This window comes from Erwinia sp. STN24 (genome assembly GCF_041320675.1).
Lineage (GTDB): Bacteria > Pseudomonadota > Gammaproteobacteria > Enterobacterales > Enterobacteriaceae > Erwinia > Erwinia aeris.
Genome location: NZ_JBGGPM010000002.1, coordinates 412,275 through 431,723, shown reverse-complemented (window position 1 = coordinate 431,723; position 19,449 = coordinate 412,275). Strand labels below are relative to the sequence as shown.

General features: G+C 59.7%; 16 protein-coding genes. 7 read left to right on the top strand and 9 right to left on the bottom strand.

Going from position 1 to position 19,449, the window contains the following annotated elements; genetic code table 11:
* Positions 1–5: 5 nt before the first annotated feature.
* From ACA373_RS12295 to ACA373_RS12285, 3 genes are all read left to right on the top strand, one after another.
* Positions 6–932 (top strand): ABC transporter ATP-binding protein, encoded by a 927-nt coding sequence (locus tag ACA373_RS12295; protein WP_253455216.1) that lies wholly within the window; start codon positions 6–8, stop codon positions 930–932.
* Positions 929–1,699, top strand: coding sequence for an ABC transporter permease (locus ACA373_RS12290; RefSeq protein ID WP_125289061.1), 771 nt, complete (start codon positions 929–931; stop codon positions 1,697–1,699). Before ACA373_RS12295 ends, ACA373_RS12290 begins: the two co-directional genes overlap by 4 nt.
* 298 nt (positions 1,700–1,997) lie before the next feature.
* Positions 1,998–3,845 (top strand): hypothetical protein, encoded by a 1,848-nt coding sequence (locus ACA373_RS12285; protein WP_370734558.1) that lies wholly within the window; start codon positions 1,998–2,000, stop codon positions 3,843–3,845.
* A gap of 221 nt (positions 3,846–4,066) precedes the next feature.
* Here ACA373_RS12285 and panD read toward each other — a convergent pair whose 3' ends face one another.
* The 9 genes from panD to thpR all read right to left on the bottom strand — a co-directional run bounded on the left by panD (position 4,067) and on the right by thpR (position 11,039).
* Positions 4,067–4,447, bottom strand: coding sequence for an aspartate 1-decarboxylase (gene panD, locus ACA373_RS12280; protein ID WP_370734587.1), 381 nt, complete (start codon positions 4,445–4,447; stop codon positions 4,067–4,069).
* Between the two features lie 35 nt (positions 4,448–4,482).
* Positions 4,483–5,337, bottom strand: a complete 855-nt coding sequence (gene panC / locus ACA373_RS12275; RefSeq protein WP_301251383.1) for a pantoate--beta-alanine ligase — start codon at positions 5,335–5,337, stop codon at positions 4,483–4,485.
* A gap of 14 nt (positions 5,338–5,351) precedes the next feature.
* Positions 5,352–6,146: a 3-methyl-2-oxobutanoate hydroxymethyltransferase gene (panB, locus tag ACA373_RS12270; protein WP_253455213.1), complete on the bottom strand. Its 795-nt coding sequence runs from the start codon at positions 6,144–6,146 to the stop codon at positions 5,352–5,354.
* A gap of 58 nt (positions 6,147–6,204) precedes the next feature.
* Complete coding sequence (gene folK, locus ACA373_RS12265; RefSeq protein WP_370734557.1) at positions 6,205–6,681, bottom strand: 2-amino-4-hydroxy-6-hydroxymethyldihydropteridine diphosphokinase; 477 nt, start codon at positions 6,679–6,681, stop codon at positions 6,205–6,207.
* Positions 6,678–8,096, bottom strand: a complete 1,419-nt coding sequence (gene pcnB / locus ACA373_RS12260) for a polynucleotide adenylyltransferase PcnB (RefSeq protein WP_253461107.1) — start codon at positions 8,094–8,096, stop codon at positions 6,678–6,680. The genes folK and pcnB overlap by 4 nt, the downstream gene beginning before the upstream one ends.
* A 138-nt stretch (positions 8,097–8,234) precedes the next feature.
* Complete coding sequence (gluQRS, locus tag ACA373_RS12255; protein ID WP_370734586.1) at positions 8,235–9,110, bottom strand: tRNA glutamyl-Q(34) synthetase GluQRS; 876 nt, start codon at positions 9,108–9,110, stop codon at positions 8,235–8,237.
* Positions 9,111–9,163: 53 nt separating this feature from the next.
* Complete coding sequence (dksA, locus tag ACA373_RS12250) at positions 9,164–9,619, bottom strand: RNA polymerase-binding protein DksA (protein ID WP_125289067.1); 456 nt, start codon at positions 9,617–9,619, stop codon at positions 9,164–9,166.
* Between the two features lie 179 nt (positions 9,620–9,798).
* A complete protein-coding gene (sfsA, locus tag ACA373_RS12245; RefSeq protein WP_253455211.1) occupies positions 9,799–10,503 on the bottom strand; it encodes a DNA/RNA nuclease SfsA in 705 nt (234 codons plus the stop codon).
* Positions 10,500–11,039: an RNA 2',3'-cyclic phosphodiesterase gene (gene thpR, locus ACA373_RS12240; RefSeq protein WP_253455210.1), complete on the bottom strand. Its 540-nt coding sequence runs from the start codon at positions 11,037–11,039 to the stop codon at positions 10,500–10,502. The genes sfsA and thpR overlap by 4 nt, the downstream gene beginning before the upstream one ends.
* A gap of 68 nt (positions 11,040–11,107) precedes the next feature.
* Here thpR and hrpB point away from each other — a divergent pair, with 68 nt between their 5' ends.
* The 4 genes from hrpB (at position 11,108) to fhuC (ending at position 19,447) form a co-directional block, all read left to right on the top strand.
* Positions 11,108–13,543, top strand: coding sequence for an ATP-dependent helicase HrpB (gene hrpB / locus ACA373_RS12235; protein WP_301251381.1), 2,436 nt, complete (start codon positions 11,108–11,110; stop codon positions 13,541–13,543).
* Between the two features lie 86 nt (positions 13,544–13,629).
* Positions 13,630–16,149 (top strand): bifunctional glycosyl transferase/transpeptidase, encoded by a 2,520-nt coding sequence (gene mrcB / locus ACA373_RS12230; RefSeq protein WP_301251380.1) that lies wholly within the window; start codon positions 13,630–13,632, stop codon positions 16,147–16,149.
* A 274-nt stretch (positions 16,150–16,423) separates the two neighbouring features.
* Positions 16,424–18,607, top strand: coding sequence for a ferrichrome porin FhuA (fhuA, locus tag ACA373_RS12225; RefSeq protein WP_301730682.1), 2,184 nt, complete (start codon positions 16,424–16,426; stop codon positions 18,605–18,607).
* A 45-nt stretch (positions 18,608–18,652) separates the two neighbouring features.
* Positions 18,653–19,447 carry a Fe3+-hydroxamate ABC transporter ATP-binding protein FhuC gene (fhuC, locus tag ACA373_RS12220; RefSeq protein WP_253455206.1) on the top strand — a complete coding sequence of 265 codons (795 nt, stop codon included), beginning with the start codon at positions 18,653–18,655 and terminating at the stop codon, positions 19,445–19,447.
* The last annotated feature ends 2 nt before the right edge of the window (positions 19,448–19,449 follow it).

Sequence of the window (19,449 nt, the reverse complement as noted above, 5' to 3'; positions counted from 1 at the left end):
TACCTATGACTTATGCACTGGAACTCGAAAAGCTGACCAAAACCTATGCGGGTGGCGTTCAGGCCTTGAAAGGAATCGATCTTAACGTGGAAGCGGGCGACTTTTATGCGCTGCTTGGCCCCAACGGCGCGGGCAAATCCACCACTATCGGTATTATCAGCTCGCTGGTGAATAAAACTGCCGGCAAGGTGCGGGTGTTTGGCTATGACCTGCAGCAGGATGTGGTCAACGCCAAGCGCCAGCTGGGCCTGGTGCCGCAGGAGTTTAACTTCAACCAGTTTGAAACCGTGCTGCAAATCGTGGTCAGCCAGGCGGGCCTTTACGGCGTAGAGAAAAAAGAAGCGCTGCAAAGGGCGGAAAAATACTTAAAGCAGCTCGATCTGTGGGACAAGCGCAACGAGCGGGCGCGGATGCTTTCCGGCGGCATGAAACGCCGCTTGATGATCGCCCGCGCGCTGATGCACGAGCCAAAGCTGCTGATCCTGGATGAGCCGACCGCAGGCGTGGATATTGAGCTGCGCCGCTCGATGTGGAGCTTTTTGCAGGATCTGAACGCCAAAGGCACCACCATCATCCTGACCACCCACTATCTGGAAGAAGCCGAGATGCTTTGCCGCAATATCGGCATTATTCAGCACGGCCGACTGGTGGAAAACACCACCATGAAAGGGCTGCTGGCGAAGCTGAAATCGGAAACCTTTATTTTCGATCTGGCGGCAAAAAGCCCACTGCCGGCGCTGGAAGGCTTCCAGTACCGGCTGGTGGATACCTCAACGCTGGAGGTGGAAGTCATGCGCGAGCAGGGGCTGAACAGCGTCTTCAGCCAGCTCAGCCAGCAGGGCGTCAAGGTATTAAGTATGCGCAACAAGGCTAACCGCCTTGAGGAGCTGTTTGTAGACCTGGTAAACGGTCGCAAAGGAGAGAAAGCATGACACATCTGTACTGGGTTGCCCTGAAAAGTCTCTGGGGAAAAGAGATTAACCGTTTTGCCCGCATCTGGATCCAGACGCTGGTGCCGCCGGTTATCACCATGACGCTCTATTTTATTATCTTCGGCAACCTGATTGGCTCCCGCATTGGCGATATGCATGGCTTCAGCTATATGCAGTTTATCGTGCCGGGGCTGATTATGATGGCGGTGATCACCAATGCCTATGCCAACGTAGCGTCCTCTTTTTTCAGCTCTAAATTCCAGCGCAACATTGAAGAGCTGCTGGTGGCGCCGGTGCCGACGCACGTCATTATCGCTGGCTATGTCGGCGGCGGCGTGGCGCGCGGCGTCTGCGTCGGGATCCTGGTGACCGCGGTGTCGCTGTTCTTTGTGCCGTTTCACGTGCACTCCTGGCTGATGGTGGCGGTAACGCTGCTGCTGACGGCGATCCTGTTTTCGCTGGCGGGCCTGCTGAACGCGGTCTTCGCTAAAACCTTTGACGACATCAGCCTGATCCCGACCTTTGTGCTGACGCCGTTAACCTACCTGGGCGGCGTGTTCTATTCGCTGACGCTGCTGCCGCCGTTCTGGCAGATGGTGTCGAAGCTGAACCCGATCGTCTATATGATCAGCGGTTTCCGCTTCGGCTTTTTGGGCATCTCCGACGTGCCGCTGGTGTTTACGCTGGCGGTGCTGGTAGGCTTTATCGCGGTGTTTTACATTCTGGTCTGGTGGCTGATCCAGCGCGGAAGAGGGCTGCGTACCTAAACGCTTAAAAGCCTCTCTTCCCGCAAGGGGAAGGGAGGCTGAACCGCCTTCTCTCTGCATGGAGAAGGTTGCTGAACGAAGAAAGCGTAACCGCAAATAGCACGATCTCTATCCCCGCATTATTTGACGTCCATCACTGAATATAAGAAAACCTTATTTAGCTGCAAACTTTTTCCTCCCTGTTGCCACTCAGTCCTATCGCGAGCACGTTGTACTGGTAGTGAGTATGGCCGGTGTTGTCACGATAAATCAGCAGGCCACAAGCCTGTTATCTTTGACTCAACTCTGGATCAAACTTATGGCAGGCGTAAATGCATTACCTTCTACCTTAACTACCGCCACTCACTCTTCAGGCCAGGCAACCTCCAGTCAGGAGGCTCGCGCCCGGGGCACCGGGGGAGCAGGCCCTTCTACGGCGGTTACCACACCGGCAGACGCTGCGCGCGATCGGGCCATTAACAACATAGTTACCCAGCTCAATCACTATTTTCCCGGCAGTACCGCATTGCACACGCTGGTACAGGATCGTGCCGCTGAGCTTCATGATATGGGAGAGACGCCTCAAAGCGTTGCCGAAAATATGGCCAAAGCGCAGAAAATGGATTACATCAGCGAGGCCGCAGGCAACGCGGTAAAAGCGTTTCCTTTTGCCATCTCGGGCTACGCCTCAGGCGCCCTCAAATTAGGCGCAGGCGTGGCCGGTTCCACGCCGGGTTCGGAAGCGCTGGCGGGGGCGATTGATGGGGCCACGGCGATGGTGATGAAATCCGTAGGCGATAAGGTATTTGCTGATACGGTAAAGGATACGCTGTGGCTGGCAGCCGATTCCGCAAAGCTGGAGCCGGAAATGCAGGAGGTGCTGAAAAAGCGCCAGGGCCTGGGAGAAAGCCTGAAGCTGGCTCCGCTGGGCGGCCAGGGATTCAATGGCCGTAATGCCGTGGTCGGCGCTGTAGCCGCGGCGACGCATAATAATCCTCAGGCGGTGTCGCATACCAGCAATGTGCTGAGTCTGGCAGCAGGCGCGGCGGGCGGCGTCCTCACCAACAAGTTCAGCGCTTCCCACGGCCCTGAATTCCTGCTGGGACGCACCGACTGGAAAGCGCAATACACCGCGTTGAAGTCTACCAGCGTCAAGCAGCAGATGGCGTCCGGAGGCGCGGAAAGGCTGAAAACGCTGCTGCTTAGCTTACTAACGCCCCGTAATTATGCTAAGGGAACGCTGAATATTACTTCAGGAAATATGGTGTCGGAAATTGGCGCGTTAGCCGTGACGCTGGCCGGAAACAATGCCTTACGCAATGTTGTGCGTAATAAAGGCGTGAGCGAAGCCGTGAGTTCTGCCCCCTCCGCCGCGATTGATGACGCGCTTGGACGCCTCGGCGCAGGCCAGCTGACCTCGCCATCAGAGATTGCTAAAGATCAGGCGATTAACCTTGTCGGCGCCGCGCTGGCCTATGCTTTTCAGGGCGTCGCAGGCGCGTTAGCCGGGCCGGCGCCAACCCGCAATGACGAAGCCGTAGATTTTTTGGCGGATAAAGTCGTGAACAGCGTAATTGGGGAGAAAACCGGTGAAGTGCGGGATAAGGCTATTGAGGTGGTACAGCAAGGGGCAAGAGATGTGGGACAGATGACCGTCGATGCCGCGGTGAAAACCAAAAACTCGGTCAAGGAAGGCGCCATCTCATTAGCCGATGGAGCGGTCAAAACGGGCAACGCGGTTGGCAGCGGTCTGAAAACGGCGAAAAATAACGTTTCTGACGCCATGAGCAATGCCCATCAGTGGGCGGGCGAACAAATCAAAAAGCAGTTTGCTTCTCCGCCACAGCCAGCCGCGCAGGCGATGCCGTCGTCAGCCCCTCAGGCTTCTTCGTCACGGCCTGCCGCGCAGGCGTCAGGACAGACCACCGCGCCACAAACTGCGCCGCCACCGGCACGACCTGTCGCTCCGGCGGCACCCCAGGCCTCGACGTCACAAACTACGGCACCGACCCGACCTGCCGCGCAAACGGCGCCACAGGCTTCGACCTCAAAGCCTGCCGCTCAGACGACGCCGCCTTCAGCCGCGCCTGGCGGATCCCGGCCCGTCGCGCAGCCAGCGAGCGAAGAAATTGAGATGCAGCCGTTGGGCAAAAGTAAGCAGGCGTAGCCTGAGGGGGGTGCCTGGGGCTGGAAGCGTCAAACCCTGCCAGGTAAACGGCGGTGTCTCCAGCTGCGCCAGCCTCCTCTAGCCCCGCAGCCGGGGAGGCAGAGATGCCGCCGCCGGGTAACAGTAAGCAGGGCCGGGCCGGAAAACGGGAGTAAAAGGAAAGGGCGGGGTCTGAACGATGGCGGTAAGAAGAGCGGGGGAGTCATCCCCCCGCCAGTAGATTAAGCGACCTGCACCGGCACCGCTTTCGCCAAACGCTTCATTACATTATCGCCTTCAAAGTAGGCGACTTTCGGCTGCCATTCGCGGGCTTCGGCATCCGACATCGTCACGTAAGAGCAAATGATCAGAATATCGCCTTCGCAAGCGCAGCGGGCGGCCGCGCCGTTGACGGAGATAATTTTCGAGCCGCGTTCGGCCGAGATAGCATAGGTAGAGAAGCGCTGACCGTTAGTCACGTTATAGATATCGATCGCTTCATATTGCAGGATGCCGGAAGCATCCAGAAAGTCCTGGTCAATGGCGCAGGAGCCTTCATAGTTCAGATCTGCCTGCGTGACTTTGACGCGGTGGAGTTTGCCCTGCAGCATGGTACGGTTCATCATTTACCTCTGGTGAATAAGCAATAATCGGCACGCTATGCCGTTAAATCGACCTGCTGATTATCAATCAGACGCGCCTTGCCCAGCCAGGCCGCCATCAAGATGACCGCACTTTTGCTTTCTACCGTTAGCGGCAGCAGCGTTTCAGCATCGACTATCGCCAGTCCGTCGGCGCGCAGGCCGTGGATGGCCAGCGCGGCTTCCGCATCGGCAATAATCACATCGACATGACGCTCTCCATTGGACAACCTTTCCGCCATGCTGTTCATGACGCGGCTCAGCGCGGGCGCGATTTTTCGCTCGTCGGGCGTCAGATAACCGTTACGCGAGCTGAGCGCCAGGCCGTCTTTCGCGCGCACCGTCGGCACGCCGACAATCTCGATATCGTAGCCCATATCCGCGACCATCTTGCGGATCAGCGCCAGCTGCTGGAAATCCTTCTCGCCAAAGCAGGCCAAATCGGGCTGCACGAGGTTAAACAGTTTGCTGACGATGGTCGATACGCCGCGAAAGTGGCCCGGACGGCTGGCGCCTTCCAGCAGCGAAGAGAGGCCCGGCACCTCGACAAATGTCTGCTCGCCAAGCCCTTTTGGATAGATATCATCGGGCGCGGGCGCAAAAACCAGATCCACCTTGCGGCGGTTCAGCTTTTCACAGTCTTCCTGGAGCGTGCGCGGATAGCGCGCCAGGTCGTCAGCGCGCTCAAACTGCATCGGGTTAACGAAAATAGTGGTAACCACAATATCGGCGCGCGCGCGGGCTTCGTCGACCAGCGTCATATGGCCGTCGTGCAGATTGCCCATCGTGGGCACCAGCGCGATACGCTTGCCTTCTTGCCGCCAGCGGCGGATCTCACGCCGCAGCATGGGTAAGGTTTCAATAATCAGCACTTGCCGCTCCCGTCTCAGTAAAAACTGTGTTCTTCAGCAGGATACGTTCCCGCTTCGACTTCCGCTACATACTGCCTGACGGCAGCGCGCATCTCGCCTGTTTCCAACAGGAAATTTTTGACGAATTTAGGAATATGCCCGCCGGTGATGCCGAAGGCGTCGTGCATCACCAGGATCTGACCGTCGGTCACGTTGCCCGCGCCGATGCCGATCACCGGAATAGCCAGCGCCTCGGTTACGCGCTGCGCCAGCGCGACGGGCACGCACTCCAGCACCAGCATTTGCGCGCCGGCCGCTTCCAGCGCCAGCGCGTCGGCCAGCAGCGTCTCCGCCGCCTCGCTATCGCGACCCTGCACTTTATAGCCGCCGAAAATATTGACCGACTGCGGCGTTAAGCCCAGATGCCCACAGACCGGCACGGCACGTTCGGCCAGCTGGCGCACGGTGTCGCTCAGCCAGGCGCCGCCTTCGATTTTCACCATGTTCGCGCCCGCGCGCATCAGCTCCGCCGAGCTGGCAAAAGCCTGTTCCGGCGTGGCGAAGGTCATAAAAGGCAGATCGGCCATCAGCAGCGCGGCAGGCGCGCCGCGGCGCACCGCACGGGTATGATAGGCGATATCCGCCAGCGTGACGGGCAGCGTGGAATCATGGCCCTGAACGACCATACCAAGCGAATCGCCGACCAGCATGACCTGGATGCCTTCGTCGGCAAACAGGCGAGCGAAGCTGTAGTCATAAGCGGTAACAGAAGCGAATTTGCGGCCGCTTTTTTTCCATTGGCGAAGGGTGGAGACCGTTGTCGGTTTCATCACAACCTCTGAGAAAGTGTTCTGGTGGGCGTATCTTAATGGAAGGGCGGTAGCCTGGCTACCAGGACTTAATGGCCCGGCAGTCCAGCGTGGCGACCAGCTTTTTAAGCGGCGTGCCGTCCGGCAAAATCAGTTCCGGCGCGATGGCGAGCAGCGGCACCAGCATAAACGCGCGGTTGTGCATATCGTAGTGCGGTACGGTCAGACGCGGCGTGTTAATCGTCAGATCGCCGAACAGCATGATGTCCAGATCCAGCGTGCGCGGGCCCCAGCGTTCATCCTTACGTACGCGTCCCTGTTCCAGCTCAATACGCTGGGTATGATCAAGCAACGTTTCCGGCGGCAGCGCCGTTTCCAGCAGCACGGCGGCATTAAGATAGTCGGGCTGATCCGGCGGGCCGTAAGGCGGCGTGCGGTAGAAGGGGGAGGTGGCCAGCAGGGTGGTTTGCGGCAGCCCGGCCAGTGCATCAAGCGCGGACTGCACCTGATGCAAAGGATCGGCCAGATTGCTGCCTAAGGCGAGATACGCCCTCATACGTTGCTGCTGTTACCGTCGCGACGAGGGCCAGGCACGCGCTTGCGCGGACGGCGGGTGCGGCGACGCGGCACCGGATCGTCGCCAAGCGTATTCAGCATCGTTTTCTGCTGCGGCGGCGCGGCAACCTGGAACTCGCCCCACCAGGCGGAGAGGCGCAGCAGCTCCTGGTTATTCTCTACTTCGGCGCGCAGCGCCAGCAGGTCGTAAGCGGCGCGGAACTTAGGATGCTCCATCAGCTTCCAGGCGCGCTTGCCGTGGCGGCGGGAAAGGCGCAGCTGCAGCTGCCAGATATCGCGCACCAGCGTGGTAATGCGTTTTGGAATAGCCAGCGAGCGGCACGCTTCATCCAGCACGTCGTTCATCGCCAGCGCGAAAGCGTCATAGTAGGCCAGGCCGCTTTCCTGCGCGATTTTCTGCGCCGCTTCCAGCTGCGGATACCAGAACATCGCCGAGAACAGGAACGCCGGGTTAACGCGCATATCGTTATGAATGCGGTTATCGGTGTTTTTCAGCACCTGCACCACCATGCGTTCCATATTGCTGTCGCCCTGATCCGTAAAGTAGCGGGTGATCAGCGGGAAGAGCGGCTGGAACAGCTGATATTCACGCAGCTGCAAATAGGTCGTGTAGCCATAACCGGCCTGCAACAGCTTCAGCGTCTCTTCAAACAGGCGCGCGGGCGGAATATCGTGCAGCAGCGTTGCCAGTCGAGGGATCGGCTCTGCCGTTTCGGCGGCGATGCTCATATCCAGTTTGGCGGCGAAGCGGATCACGCGCAGCATTCGCACGGGATCTTCACGGTAGCGCGTTTCCGGATCGCCAATCAGGCGGATAATGCCCTGATGCAGGTCGTTCAGGCCGCCGACATAGTCGCGTACGCTGAAGTCGGCCACGCTGTAATACAGGCTGTTGATAGTCAGATCGCGGCGCTGAGCGTCATCTTCAATGGTGCCGAAAATGTTGTCGCGCAGCAGCATACCGTTCTGGCCGCGCTGCGAGCTGTTGCGATCGGACTCCGGCTGTTCCGCTTCGTGATGGCCACGGAAGGTGGCGACCTCAATGATTTCCGGCCCGAACATAACGTGAGCGAGGCGAAAACGGCGGCCGACCAGACGGCAGTTGCGGAACAGCTTACGCATCTGCTCCGGCGTGGCGTTGGTAGTCACGTCGAAATCTTTCGGTTTTTTGCCCAGCAGTAAATCGCGGACGCCGCCACCGACAAGGTAAGCCTCATAGCCCGCTTTATTCAGTCGGTACAATACCTTGAGGGCATTTTCACTGATGTCTTTACGCGAGATAGCGTGCCCGTCACGCGGGATCACGGTTATCTTAGGCGCAACCTGCACCTCGGCTGGCGCCTCGCCTTCGCGGTTCAAAACTTTTCGGCAAAAATTAGCAACTCGGGTAAAAATGGGACACCTCGATAGTGACGTTAAAGCTGGGCGATAAAAAACAGCGGCTAATCATAGCTCAGTGTGGCGCGTTTGAGAATGCTCATCTCGCTTCGCTCTCGTTTTCAGGCCAGAGCGGGCGCGCGTATTCACTTTCTACTAACCATTCTGCAACAGTATATTCTGGCGCGGCACGCGGGTCAGATCCCATGCGGCGACCGCTTTTTCCAGTAAAACAGACGGCATTTCGTCGCGCCATCCTTCGCTGACCGGCTGGCCTAAAAAACGCAGCGCCTGCACCAGCACGGGCCGCGGATCGCCTGCTGGCAGCGGCGGCGCATGATTCTGCTTGGAAAGCTTGTTGCCATCGGCGTTGACCGCCAGCGGCAAATGCAGGTAGCCCGGCACCGGCCAGCCAAAGCGCTGGTACAGCGTTATCTGCCGTACCGTCGGCTCGATCAGGTCGGCGCCTCTGACCACTTCCGTCACGCCCTGAAAATGATCGTCCACCACTACCGCAAGATTATAGGCAAACAGCCCGTCGCGGCGGTGAATAATAAAATCTTCCTGCGCCAGCGCGGCGTCGGCCATCACCTCGCCGCGCAGCGTATCGGTAAACTGCGATACGGGGCGATCGACGCGCAGACGCAGTGCCGCATTATCCGGGCCGCGTTGTCGCGTGCGGCAGTAGCCGTCGTAAAGGCCGCCGATTTGCCGAATGCGGCTGCGCGTGCAGGTACAGTAATAGCTGTGGCCCTGCTGGTTCAGCCAGGCCAGCGCTTCCCGATAGGCGTCATGACGCTGCGACTGCCAGAGCACCTCGCCATCCCAGTGCAGGCCATACTGCTCCAGCTGCTGAAGAATGCGCCGCGCCGCGCCGGGCACTTCACGAGGCGGATCGATATCCTCAATGCGCACCAGCCATTTGCCCTGCTGCGCGCGTGCCTGCAAATAGCTGCCAAGCGCGGCTATCAGCGAGCCGAAGTGGAGTTCACCGGAAGGGGATGGGGCGAAGCGCCCGATACAGGATGACATCGGAGAAGAGACAGGCAGTGAAGCGGATGCCTCACTGCACAATCCATTAGCCATTAACCGGCCATTTGTTTTTCGCGGATTTCCGCCAGCGTTTTACAGTCGATGCAAAGATCGGCGGTAGGACGTGCTTCAAGGCGACGGATACCGATTTCAACGCCGCAGGAATCGCAGTAGCCGAAATCGTCATCTTCTACTTTCTTCAGCGTCTTCTCGATCTTTTTGATCAGTTTGCGCTCGCGGTCACGGTTACGCAGTTCAAGACTGAATTCTTCTTCCTGTGCTGCCCGGTCAACCGGATCGGGGAAGTTGGCGGCTTCATCTTGCATATGCGTGACGGTGCGATCAACTTCATCCCGAAGCTGGTTACGCCAGGCTTCAAGGATCTTCTTGAAATGCGCCAGCTGGGCTTCATTCATGTACTCTTCGCCCGGCTTCTCCTGATAGGGTTCCACACCAGCGATGGCGAGAATACTCAGGGACGAGGTTTTACGGGTTTGCCCTTCTTGCATGTTGTTTCTCCTGGATAACACGCACTATCGATCCCCAGAGGGGATAAAAACAGGTCGCTATAAATAGCAGAAGCGATCAAGGTTGGCAATTATTCCTGAACATCCCTTGACAAGGCTGTGAGGAAAAGCGTATCTGACGCGACATAAGACCCTTCATATAACAGTTAATTGCGTCTGAATTACGCATTCACAATCAGTTTCCTCTCTACGACCAGACCTTCAGGCGAGAGGCTCGCTTTACAGGCAAGCACCTCGACCCCGCTTGCGCGCGCCTGAACCATGAGTTCTGCGTAGCGTGCATCAATGTGACGCGCCGGGGTGACGTCCTCAATCCCCGAATGCAGAACGGCAAATAAAAGCACCGCGCGCTCGCCGTTTTCCGCAATCTTCGCCAGTTCGCGCAGATGCTTCTGGCCACGCTCGGTAACCGCATCCGGAAAGTAACCCTTACCCTGTTGTAAGAGCGTCACGGATTTGACTTCAATATAGCAGTTGACGCGATCCTCTGCCTTTAACAGGAAATCAATACGGCTTTTTTCAGCGCCATATTTCACTTCACTTTGTAAATCCGCATAACCGGATAATTCCGGAATCTGCCCGGCCAGCAGCGCTTCTTTTACCAGCATATTGGCGCGCAGCGTATTTACGCAGATCCAGTGTCCCTGCTGGGTTTGTGTCAGTTCCCAGCTGTGCGGATACTTTCTGGTCAGGCTGTCCGACGTGGAGTACCACACCGTATCACCTGGCGTCGCACAGCCGGTCATTGCGCCGGTATTGGCGCAATGCAGCGTCAGTTCGGTGCCGTCTGGCGTAATGACATCGGCCAGAAAGCGCTTATAACGTTTGACCAGCGTGGCCTGGCGCAGCGGCGGCGTAAAATTCATAAACTTTCCTGTTGCAGTTCCCAGCTTGCCAGCGCCCGATAGCGCGTGCGGCCCTGGCTGAACAGCGACTCGAAGAGCGCAAAACGCTCCACGCGAAACTGCCAGCTGAAATTACGCGGCGGCAGCGCGACCGGCTGGAGAGCATTGCGGAATAATGTGACATGCGGATGAAAGGGCAGAGGACTTTGATAACAGCCGCTGCGCGCGGCCTGCGAGCGTAACAGTCCGGCCAGCTGCAGCAGTCCGCGCGGCGCCTGCTTCGGCCCCAGCCAGACCACGCCGGAACGCGGCCAGTGACCGGCGTCGTCCAGCGTCAGGGTAAACGGCGACTGCCTGATACGTCCGGCCATTTGTTGGAGCGCACGCTGCTTTTCCGCGCCGACATCGCCTAAAAAGGCCAGCGTAAGATGCAGGTTAGCTGCCGCTATCGGACGGCCGGTCTCTTCGGCAAAGGTGGCGGCGCGCCACGCAATAACCTCCTGACTGCTGCTGGCCGGTAGCGCGATACCGAAAAACAGTCTTTTTTGCTCGTTCATGGTGCCCTCCGGTATTCCAGAAGCAGGAATGCTACAATGCCCGGCAACTTAAGGCCAGGAGCAGAGACGTGAGTTCATTACCAGTCAGCGCTGTATTACCCGAGCTGTTGGCGGCCCTGCGGGATGCGCCGCAGGTGCTGCTGGCGGCGCCGACCGGCGCGGGAAAATCGACATGGCTGCCGCTGCAGCTTTTGCAGCAGGTCAGCGGGCGTATTTTGCTGCTGGAGCCGCGCAGGCTGGCGGCGCGCAACGTGGCGCAGCGGCTGGCGGAGCAGCTTGGCGAAGCGCCAGGACAGACCGTGGGCTACCGGATGCGGGCGGAAAGCCGCAGCGGGCCGTCCACGCGGCTGGAGGTGATTACGGAAGGCATCCTGACGCGGATGCTACAGCAGGATCCGATGCTGGAAGGCGTCTCGCTGGTGATCCTGGATGAGTTTCACGAGCGCAGCCTGCAGGCCGATCTGGCGCTGGCGCTGCTGCTGGACGTGCAGCAGGGGCTGCGTGAAGATCTGAAAATTCTGCTGATGTCGGCCACGCTGGACAACGCTCGCCTGCAGGCGCTGCTGCCGGATGCGCCATCTGTCCGCTCTGAAGGCCGCTCTTTTCCCGTTGAGCGGCGCTACGCATCTCTGTCCACCAGCCAGCGGTTTGAAGAGGCGGTGGCGCGGCAGGTCAGCGAGCTGCTGCGCGACGAGCCTGGCTCGCTGCTGCTGTTTCTGCCCGGCGTGGGCGAAATCCAGCGGGTGCAGACGCAGCTGGCGCCACTGGTCGCCAGCGATGTCGATCTTTGTCCTTTATATGGCGCGCTGCCGCTGGCGGAGCAGCGTAAAGCTATCCTTCCTGCGCCTGTCGGCCGCCGAAAAGTGGTGCTGGCGACCAATATCGCGGAAACCAGCCTGACTATCGAAGGCATCCGGCTGGTGGTGGACAGCGCGCTGGAGCGGACGGCGCTGTTCGATACGCGCACCGGCCTGACTCGCCTGCAAACGCAGCGCGTCAGCCAGGCTTCGATGATCCAGCGCGCCGGACGCGCGGGTCGTCTGGCGCCGGGGATCTGCCTGCATCTGATCCCTAAAGAGCAGGCGGAACGCGCGGCGGCCCACAGCGACGCGGAAATACTGCAAAGCGATTTAAGCTCGCTGTGGCTGGATCTGCTGCAGTGGGGCTGCCACGACGCAGCGCAGCTCACCTGGCTGGATAAACCGCCCGCCGCCAGCCTGGCTCAGGCGCAGCGGCTGCTGTCGCAGCTTGGTGCCACCACCGATGCCGGACAGCTGACGGCCAAAGGTCGACGCATGGCCGCTTTCGGCAGCGAGCCGCGCCTGGCCGCGATGCTGGTCGAGGCGGGCAACGATGCGGACAGCGCCGCCACGGCGGCGATGCTGGCGGCGATCCTGGAGGAGCCGCCGCGCGGCAGCGTCGATCTGCGGGACGCGCTGCATCGTCCCCAGCCCCACTGGCAGAAACGAGCGAAACAGCTGCAGCAGCGGCTGCGCCTGACCGGCGGCGCGATCGATGCGGCGTTGGCCGCGCCGCTGCTGGCGAGCGCTTTTCCCGATCGTATCGCTCGCCGTCGCGGCATGGAAGGGCGCTATCAGCTGGCTAACGGCATGGGCGCGATGCTCGATCGCGAAGAGGCGTTAATCCGCTATGAATGGCTGCTTGCGCCCGCGCTATTACAGGGCAGCGCGCAGCCGGACGCGCGCATTCTCCAGGCGCTGCCGCTGACGATAGAAACGCTGATCGCCGAGCGGCCGCAGCTTGTCGGGCAGCGGGTAGAGGTTGAATGGCACGACGAGCGCGGCACGCTTTCCGCCTGGCGTCGCGAACAGATTGGCGAGCTGGTGCTGAAATCCCAGCCGCTGAGCAAGCCTGACGAAGCGGTGCTGCACCCGGCGATGCTGCGCTGGATCCGCAGCAAAGGGCTGTCGGTGCTGAACTGGACGCCCGCCGCCGAGCAGCTGCGTGTGCGGCTGGTCTGCGCCGCGCAGTGGCTGCCGGAACAGGCATGGCCCGCCGCCAGCGAGGCCGATCTGCTCGCCACGCTGGAAAAGTGGCTGCTGCCGATGATGAGCGGCGTGCGCGATGCAAAAGGGTTAAAACAGATCGACTGCGTCAACGCGCTATTACAATTGCTCACATGGTCACAGCGCCAGCAGCTGGATACTGTGCTGCCAACTCATTACACTGTGCCCACCGGAAGCCGGCTGCCGATCCGCTACGATGAAGAGAAGCCGCCCGCGCTGGCCGTGCGGCTACAGGAGATGTTCGGCGAAGCGCAAAATCCCAGCGTGGCCGAAGGGCGCATTCCGCTGGTGCTGGAGCTGCTCTCGCCTGCGCAAAGGCCGCTGCAGATCACGCGCGATCTGGCGGGCTTCTGGCAGGGAGCCTGGCGTGAGGTGCAAAAAGAGATGAAAGGGCGCTATCCCAAACATCTCTGGCCCGACGATCCGGCCAGCGCGCTGCCGACGCGGCGCACCAAAAAGTATTCCGCACCTTCCTGATCGGGTTTCAGAAGGTTCCCGTTCCACCGTAGTTGATGTCAGTGCATAGTCGGCCCGCCGACGGCGGCTCTGGAGAAAAGAAACGAATGTCAGACGATCGCGAACCTATTGGGCGTAAAGGTAAACAGCCCAACCCCCCGCGCAAAAAGGCGGGCCGGGGTCGCCGCAGGGAAGTCGATAATATTGATTTTCAGGATGATGACCATAATAACGAGGAGAAAGTACCCGTGCCACGTAAAGGAAAAGGACGGCCGCCGCGTAAAAGAGGCTGGCTGAGCTTAATGATTAAGCTGCTGCTGGTATTTATTGTACTGATGGCGGTCTACGGGGTGTACCTGGATTCGCAGATCCGCAGCCGTATCGACGGCAAAGTCTGGCAGCTGCCCGCCACGGTGTATGGCCGCATGGTCAATCTTGAGCCGGGCATGGCCTACAATAAAAAAGAGATGATCGCGCTGCTCGAAGGCACGCAGTACCGCGAGGTGACGCGCATGACGCGGCCTGGCGAGTTTACCGTGCAGGGCAACAGCATTGAGATGATCCGCCGCCCGTTTGACTTCCCGGACAGCAAGGAAGGGCAAATCCGCGCGCGGCTGAGCTTTGACAACGACTCGCTGACCGAGATCAAAAACCTCGACAGCGGCCGCGACTTCGGCTTCTTCCGTCTCGACCCTCGTTTGATCACTATGCTGCAATCACCAAACGGCGAGCAGCGCCTGTTTGTGCCGCGTGCGGGCTTCCCGGATCTGCTGGTCGATACGCTGGTGGCTACCGAAGACCGCCATTTCTACGAGCACGACGGCATCAGCCTGTACTCTATCGGCCGCGCCTTCCTGGCGAATATCACGGCAGGAAAAGCGGTGCAGGGCGGCAGTACGCTGACCCAGCAGCTGGTGAAAAACCTCTTCCTGACCAACAAACGTTCGCTGTGGCGCAAGGCTAACGAAGCCTATATGGCGCTGATTATGGACGCGCGCTACAGCAAAGATCGCATTCTGGAGCTTTACCTGAATGAGGTTTATCTGGGCCAGGCGGGCAACGATCAGATCCGCGGCTTCCCGCTGGCGAGCCTCTACTACTTTGGCCGTCCGGTGGACGAGCTGAGCCTGGATCAGCAGGCGCTGCTGGTGGGCATGGTGAAGGGCGCGTCGCTCTATAACCCGTGGCGCAATCCGAAGCTGGCGCTGGAGCGCCGCAACCTGGTGCTGCGTCTGCTGCAGCAGCAGAAAGTGATCGACCAGGAACTTTATGACATGCTCAGCGCCCGTCCGCTTGGCGTACAGCCGAAAGGCGGCGTGATCACGCCACAGCCTGCGTTTATGCAGATGGTGCGCAACGAGCTACAGGCGAAGCTGGGCGATAAGATCAAAGATCTTTCCGGCGTGAAAATTTTCACCACGCTGGATTCTGTTTCGCAGGATGCGGCAGAAAAAGCTGTGGAAGAAGGGATGCCGACGCTGCGTAAACAGCGCAACCTGAAGGATCTGGAAACCGCGATGGTGATCGTCGATCGCTTCAGCGGCGAAGTTCGCGCCATGGTTGGCGGTGCCGATCCGCAGTTTGCGGGCTATAACCGTGCGCTACAGGCGCGCCGGTCGATTGGTTCTCTGGCTAAGCCAGCCACCTATCTGACCGCGCTGAGCCAGCCGGATAGCTATCGCCTGAATACCTGGATTGCCGATAATCCGATCGCGCTGAAGCAACCAAACGGTCAGGTCTGGAAGCCGCAGAATGATGACCGCCGCTTCAGCGGTCAGGTGATGCTGGTAGATGCGCTGGCGCACTCCATGAACGTGCCAACGGTGAACCTGGGCATGACGCTGGGCCTGCCGCAGGTGGTGGATACCTGGAGCAAACTCGGCGTGCCGAAGGCTGAACTCCAGCCGGTGCCGGCTATGCTGCTGGGCGCGCTGAACCTGACGCCGGTCGAAGTGGCGCAGGCGTTCCAGACTATCGCCAGCGGCGGCGATCGCGCGCAGCTTTCCGCGCTGCGTTCGGTCATTGCCGAAGACGGCACCGTGCTTTATCAGAGCTTCCCGCAGGCGGAGCGCACCATTCCGGCCCAGGCCGCCTACCTGACGCTTTACGCGATGCAGCAGGTCGCGCAAGAGGGTACGGCCCGTGCGTTAGGTTCGCGCTATCCGAAGGCGCACCTGGCGGCGAAAACCGGCACCACCAACAACCTGATCGACAGCTGGTTCGCGGGCGTGGACGGCAAAGAAGTGGCGATCACCTGGATTGGCCGCGACAATAACCAGAGTACCAAACTGTACGGTGCCAGCGGCGCGATGCAGATCTACCGTCGCTATCTGGACAACCAGGCGCCGATGCCGCTGATGCCGACGCCGCCGGAAGATATCGCGCCGATGAACGTGGATTCAGCCGGTAACTTTGTCTGCGGCACGGGCAGCAGCAGCTGGCGGACGCTGCCGGTCTGGACCACCGATGCCGACGCACTCTGTCAGCAGCAGCAGCAGCAAATCCAGCAGCAGCAAATGCAACAGCAGCAAATGCAGCAGGAGCAGCAGCCTGCTCAACAGCCGCAAAACGAGCAGAAGGATGCGGATGGCGTGGCGGGTTGGATCAAGGATATGTTCGGTAAATAACTGAAAACAGGTGTAAAGCCGGTTCTTAACGAGCCGGCTTTTTTTTGCCTTTTTGGCGGCGGCAGCAGAAAAACTAAACCGGCAAAAAGAGGCTTTTCAGCGCGACGGCATGACAACGGCTTTATTTTCCCTGCTTTATGCTGGCCTGAACTCCGCCGGATTCGCGCTAAAAGCGCCCGATTTTTTCTTGCGAAAGCGCCGGTAATTCGCCTATTATCCTGTCGTTATAATAATAATTCTCGTTTACATTCTACTTTTCATCAGAGAACGCTAAATGGCTATTTCATCTTTGAAATCATCCGCTTTGCCGGTAAGCCGACTGGCCTGCCTTGTTGCCGTCGCGCTTTCCTCCTCTGCTTTCGCCGCCAGCGAACAGACTATTACCGTCAGCGCCAACGCCGATGCCGCCAGCGAAAACGCCTGGGGCCCGGCACCGACCATCGCCGCTAAACGCAGCGCCACCGGTACCAAAACCGATACGCCGATTGAAAAAAATCCGCAGTCCGTTTCGGTGGTGACCAGCGACGAAATCGAGATGCGCAACGTCAGCACGGTTAAGGAAGCCTTTAACTATGCGCCCGGCGTAATGACCGGCAACCGCGGCAGCTCGCAGGTTATCGACGCGCTGTCCATCCGCGGCTTCAGCGAAACCAACACCAATCAGTATCTGGACGGCCTGAAGCTCCAGGGCGATAACTACTCCGAATTCGCTATCGATCCTTATTTTCTGGAGCGCGCGGAGCTGCTGCGCGGGCCGGCATCCGTGCTTTACGGCAAGAGCAACCCGGGCGGCGTAGTGGCGCTGGTCAGCAAGCGTCCGACCACGGAAACGCTGCGCGAAGTGCAGTTTCAGATGGGGTCGGATAACCTGTTTTCCACCGGCTTTGATTTCGGCGGCGCGCTGGATGACGGCGGCGTTTACTCCTGGCGCCTGACCGGCCTGGCGCGCAGTCAGGACGCGCAGCAGGATATGCAGAAAGAGAAGCGCTATACCGTGGCGCCGTCCTTCAGCTGGCAGCCCGACGCCAACACCAACTTCACGCTGTTAACCTATTTCCAGAACGAGCCGGAAACGGGCTACTACGGCTGGCTGCCGCGTCAGGGCACCGTGGTGCCGATCGTCGATGCCAACGGCCGGCAGCACAAGTTGGGCACCGATTTTGACGAAGGCGAGGCGAGCAACAAGATCTCCCGCAACACCAAAATGGTGGGCTATAACTTCTCGCACAGCTTTAACGATACCTGGACCGTGCGGCAAAACCTGCGCTACGCCGATCTGCGCACCGACTATCGCAGCATTTACGGCAACGGTTTCGACAGCGCCAGCAGTGCCATTACCCGCGCTTACGCCGGTTCTGAAGAAGAGCTGAACCAGTTTGCCGTCGATAGCCAGGCGCAGGCGAAATTCGCTACGGGCGCGCTGGATCATACGCTGCTGCTGGGCGTCGACTATCAACGTACCCGCAACGATATCAACGCCGGATTCGGTACCGCTTCCCCGCTGAGCGCGCTGGATCCGCAGTACGGCAACGACAGCACCACGATCACCTTCCCGTATCACTATCTGAACAAGCAGGAGCAGACCGGCCTGTACGCGCAGGATCAGATGGAGTGGGACCGCTGGGTCATGACGCTGGGCGCGCGCTACGATTACGCGATGACCTCGGCGTTTAACCGCGACGCTAATGCGCTGGCGAAAAACCACGACCAGGCCTTCACCTGGCGCGGCGGCCTGAACTATGTCTTTGATAACGGCGTGGCGCCTTATTTCAGCTACAGCGAATCCTTTATTCCGACTGCCGGAACCTCCGCTGAAGGGCAGCCGTTCGATCCGTCACGCGCTAAGCAGTACGAGGCCGGCGTAAAATACGTGCCGAAGGACCGTCCGATCGTCATCACCGGCGCGCTCTATCAGCTGACTAAAACGAAAAACCTGACGGCGAATCCCGATTCTGAGTTCGCCAATTTCAGCGTGCAAAGCGGCGAAATCCGTTCGCGCGGCGTCGAGCTGGAAGCGAAGGCGGCGGTCAATGCCAACGTTAACGTTATCGCCTCTTACACCTATACCGACGCGGAATATACGCACGATACGCAGCTGAAAGGCAGAACGCCGGTGCAGGTGCCGAAACATATGGCGTCGCTGTGGGCCGATTATACCTTCCACGAAACGGCGCTTTCCGGCCTGACCGTGGGAAGCGGCGTACGCTATGTCGGTGAGAGCAAAGGCCTGTACAGCACCGGCCCTGATACTAATCAGAACTTCAACGTGGCGGCGTACACCACCGTCGATGCCGTGGTGAAGTACGATCTGGGGCGTTTTGGTCTGCCAGGCTCGTCGATTGGCGTCAACGTCAACAACCTCTTCGATCGGGATTATGTCGCCAGCTGCTATCGCGACTACGCCTGCTACTGGGGCGCCGAACGTCAGATCGTCGGCACCGCCACTTTCCGTTTCTAACCAAACCGGGCGCGGTTCGCCGCGCCCGTCAGGCAGAAAATTGTTATGCATTCTCCGCACCTGACCGACAGCACCTTCTCGCTGCATCAAACTTCATTTGCCGTTCCGGGCCGCATCCTGCTCCAGCCGCTGTCGCTGACCTTTCCCGCCGGAAAAGTCTGCGGGCTGATTGGGCATAATGGCTCCGGCAAATCCACGCTGTTAAAGCTGTTGGGGCGCCATCACGCCGCGACCGGCGGCGAAGTGCGGCTCAATGATAAAGCGCTGGCGCAGTGGCCCGCTAAGCGCTTTGCCCGTGAGGTCGCCTATCTGCCGCAGCAGCTTCCCGCCGCCGAGGGCATGACGGTGCGGGAGCTGGTCTCGATGGGGCGCTATCCCTGGCACGGCGCGCTGGGCCGCTTCGGCAGCGAAGATCGCGATCGCGTCGATGAAGCCATTGCGCTGGTGGGCCTGAAACCTTTCGCCTCGCGTCTGGTGGACAGCCTCTCCGGCGGCGAGCGCCAGCGCGCCTGGATTGCGATGCTGGTGGCGCAGAACAGCCGCTGCCTGCTGCTGGATGAACCGACTTCCGCGCTGGATATCGCTCATCAGGTCGAGGTGCTGGCGCTTATCCAGCGGCTCAGCCATGAGCGGGGGCTGACCGTGATCGCCGTGCTGCACGATATCAATATGGCCGCCCGCTACTGTGACCACCTGGTCGCCTTACGCAACGGCGGGATGATTGCGCAGGGTGATGCCGGCGCGATCATGCAGCCGGAGGTGCTCCAGGCCATTTACGGTATCCCAATGGGCATTCTGCCGCACCCGGACGGCGGCACGCCGGTAAGTTTTGTTTACTAAAG

What these genes read in the sequence shown, in the direction of transcription:
- ACA373_RS12295 (WP_253455216.1), top strand. Translation starts at nt 6, where the DNA reads ATGACTTATGCACTGGAACTCGAAAAGCTGACCAAAACCTATGCGGGT.
- ACA373_RS12290 (WP_125289061.1), top strand. Translation starts at nt 929, where the DNA reads ATGACACATCTGTACTGGGTTGCCCTGAAAAGTCTCTGGGGAAAAGAG.
- ACA373_RS12285 (WP_370734558.1), top strand. Translation starts at nt 1,998, where the DNA reads ATGGCAGGCGTAAATGCATTACCTTCTACCTTAACTACCGCCACTCAC.
- panD (WP_370734587.1), bottom strand. Translation starts at nt 4,447, where the DNA reads ATGAACCGTACCATGCTGCAGGGCAAACTCCACCGCGTCAAAGTCACG.
- panB (WP_253455213.1), bottom strand. Translation starts at nt 6,146, where the DNA reads ATGAAACCGACAACGGTCTCCACCCTTCGCCAATGGAAAAAAAGCGGC.
- folK (WP_370734557.1), bottom strand. Translation starts at nt 6,681, where the DNA reads ATGAGGGCGTATCTCGCCTTAGGCAGCAATCTGGCCGATCCTTTGCAT.
- gluQRS (WP_370734586.1), bottom strand. Translation starts at nt 9,110, where the DNA reads ATGTCATCCTGTATCGGGCGCTTCGCCCCATCCCCTTCCGGTGAACTC.
- dksA (WP_125289067.1), bottom strand. Translation starts at nt 9,619, where the DNA reads ATGCAAGAAGGGCAAACCCGTAAAACCTCGTCCCTGAGTATTCTCGCC.
- sfsA (WP_253455211.1), bottom strand. Translation starts at nt 10,503, where the DNA reads ATGAATTTTACGCCGCCGCTGCGCCAGGCCACGCTGGTCAAACGTTAT.
- thpR (WP_253455210.1), bottom strand. Translation starts at nt 11,039, where the DNA reads ATGAACGAGCAAAAAAGACTGTTTTTCGGTATCGCGCTACCGGCCAGC.
- mrcB (WP_301251380.1), top strand. Translation starts at nt 13,630, where the DNA reads ATGTCAGACGATCGCGAACCTATTGGGCGTAAAGGTAAACAGCCCAAC.
- fhuA (WP_301730682.1), top strand. Translation starts at nt 16,424, where the DNA reads ATGGCTATTTCATCTTTGAAATCATCCGCTTTGCCGGTAAGCCGACTG.
- fhuC (WP_253455206.1), top strand. Translation starts at nt 18,653, where the DNA reads ATGCATTCTCCGCACCTGACCGACAGCACCTTCTCGCTGCATCAAACT.